2 protein-coding genes are annotated in these 2157 nt (G+C 63.9%); both read right to left on the bottom strand.

The genetic code is table 11. The features are described from left to right. The coding region (locus BIV24_RS30300) for a nucleotidyltransferase family protein (RefSeq protein WP_177198880.1) at positions 1-1245 on the bottom strand (1245 nt) is incomplete at its 3' end. 115 nt (positions 1246-1360) lie between these two features. Further along, entirely contained in the window at positions 1361-1969 is a 609-nt protein-coding gene (clsA, locus tag BIV24_RS30295; protein WP_071369674.1) for a cardiolipin synthase ClsA, read from the bottom strand. Positions 1970-2157: the final 188 nt, after the last annotated feature.

Here is a 2157-nt window from a genome sequence, read left to right as displayed (position 1 = left end):
CTTGAGCGTGGTGGCGTACGCGCCGGCCAGCCGCACGGCCAGCTCGGGTGTGATCTCCACGTTCAGGATTCCGGACACACCACGGGCACCGAAGAGATGGGCCTGGCTGCGGGACTCCCAGATGACGGAGGTGTTGACGAAGGCACCGGCCTCGATGGTCTTGAACGGATAGACCCGGACGTTGCCCTGGACGATCGACTCCTCGCCGATGAGGCATTCATCGCCGATGACGGCGCCGTCCTCGATCCGGGCCGCACGCATGATGTCGGTGTTCTTTCCGACCACGCAGCCGCGCAGATTGCTGTGCTGGCCGATGTACACGTTGTCGTGGACGACGGCCCTGTGCAGGAAAGCTCCGCTCTTCACAACGACGTTCGAGCCGACGACGGTGTGCTCACGGATCTCGGCATCGGCTTCTACCTTGGCGTAGTCGCCGATGTAAAGGGGACCGCGCAGGACGGCGTCAGGGTGTACCTCTGTGCCCTCTGCCACCCATACGCCCGGGGAGATCTCGAAGCCGTCGATCTCGACGTCGACCTTGCCCTCCAGGACGTCGGCCTGCGCCTTCACATAGCTTTCGTGGGTACCGACATCCTCCCAGTAGCCCTCGGCGACATAGCCGTAGACCGGCTTGCCCTCCTTCATCAGCTGTGGGAAGACATCACCGGACCAGTCGACGGGCACGTCGGGCTCGACGTAGTCGAAGACTTCGGGCTCCATGACATAAATGCCGGTGTTCACGGTGTCGGAGAACACCTGGCCCCAGGTCGGCTTCTCCAGGAAGCGCTCGACCTTTCCTTCTTCGTCGACGATGGTGATGCCGAATTCCAGCGGATTGGGCACACGCGTCAGGCAGACGGTGACCAGCGCGCCCTTTTCCTTGTGGAAATTGATCAGCTCGGTCAGGTCGAAGTCGGTCAGGGCATCGCCAGAGATCACGAGGAAGGCGTCGTCCTTGAGTGCCTCCTCGGCGTTCTTGACGCTCCCGGCGGTACCGAGTGGCTTCTCCTCATTGGCATACGTGAGCTCCATCCCGAGCTCCTCGCCGTCACCGAAGTAGTTCTTGACCAGCGAGGCCAGGAACTGGACTGTGACGACGGTCTCGTTGAGCCCGTGCCTCTTCAGCAACCGCAGCACGTGCTCCATGATCGGGCGGTTGACCACCGGCAGGAGCGGCTTGGGCATGCTTGAGGTCATGGGGCGAAGGCGCGTGCCTTCGCCTCCCGCCATTACGACGGCCTTCATGTCGGAAGCGTCCTCCTCGAAGAGACGACGGTTCAGCCGACTTCACCCGTCTAGATTGTCCCGCAGTTTCCCAGCGCGGGCCATCGTGCCGCTACGGCCGCCCCCATCGGCGGGCTCAATCGGCCGTGGTGTCCGCCCGGACGAGGCGGCGGACCTGAACCACGTAGAGGAGTCCTGCCCACCAGTACAGCGTTGTACCCCACCCGGCGAACGCCCATCCGAAAACAGCGGCGAGTGACGCGATCCATCCGCTTCCGTCGCTGAGAAGCAGCAGCGGGAAGGCGTACATGAGGTTGAAGGTCGCGGCCTTCCCAAGGAAGTTCACCTGGGGCGGCGGATAGCCGTGGCGCCTGAGGATGCCCACCATCACCAGCAGAACCAGCTCTCGCGCCACAAGTACAGCGGTCAACCAGATAGGCAGAATCCCGCGCCAGGTCAGGCCGAGGAGAGTCGAAGCGATGTAGAGCCGGTCGGCCGCCGGATCTAGGAGCCGGCCGAGGCTGCTGATCTGGTTCCAGCGCCGAGCGAGTTTGCCGTCCAGATAGTCACTGACGCCGCTCAGCACGAGCACGAGGAGCGCCCAGCCGTCGCTCTTGGGCCCACCGAACTCGGGCCTGAGGATCAGCCACAGGAAGATGGGCACGCCGACGAGCCGCGCCATGCTGAGGATGTTCGGGATGGTGAGGACTCGGTCCGTCTGGACACGGGTCTCCTGGACCTCCACCCGGGGGCCTCCTGTGGGAAACGAGCCAACGATGCCTCCTGACCTTACCCGCCGGGTTCACGCCGGGATACGGAGGGGTTGCGCCGGGGTTCAGGGCCGGAGAAACAAAAAAACTCCGGCTCCTGGGCAAAGCCCAAGAGCCGGAGTTCTAAAAGGAGTTCGGCGGCGTCCTACTCTCCCACAGGGTC

Source organism: Streptomyces colonosanans (genome assembly GCF_001866645.1).
Classification (GTDB): Bacteria; Actinomycetota; Actinomycetes; order Streptomycetales; family Streptomycetaceae; genus Streptomyces; species Streptomyces colonosanans.
This window is presented reverse-complemented; position numbering and strand designations above follow the sequence as displayed.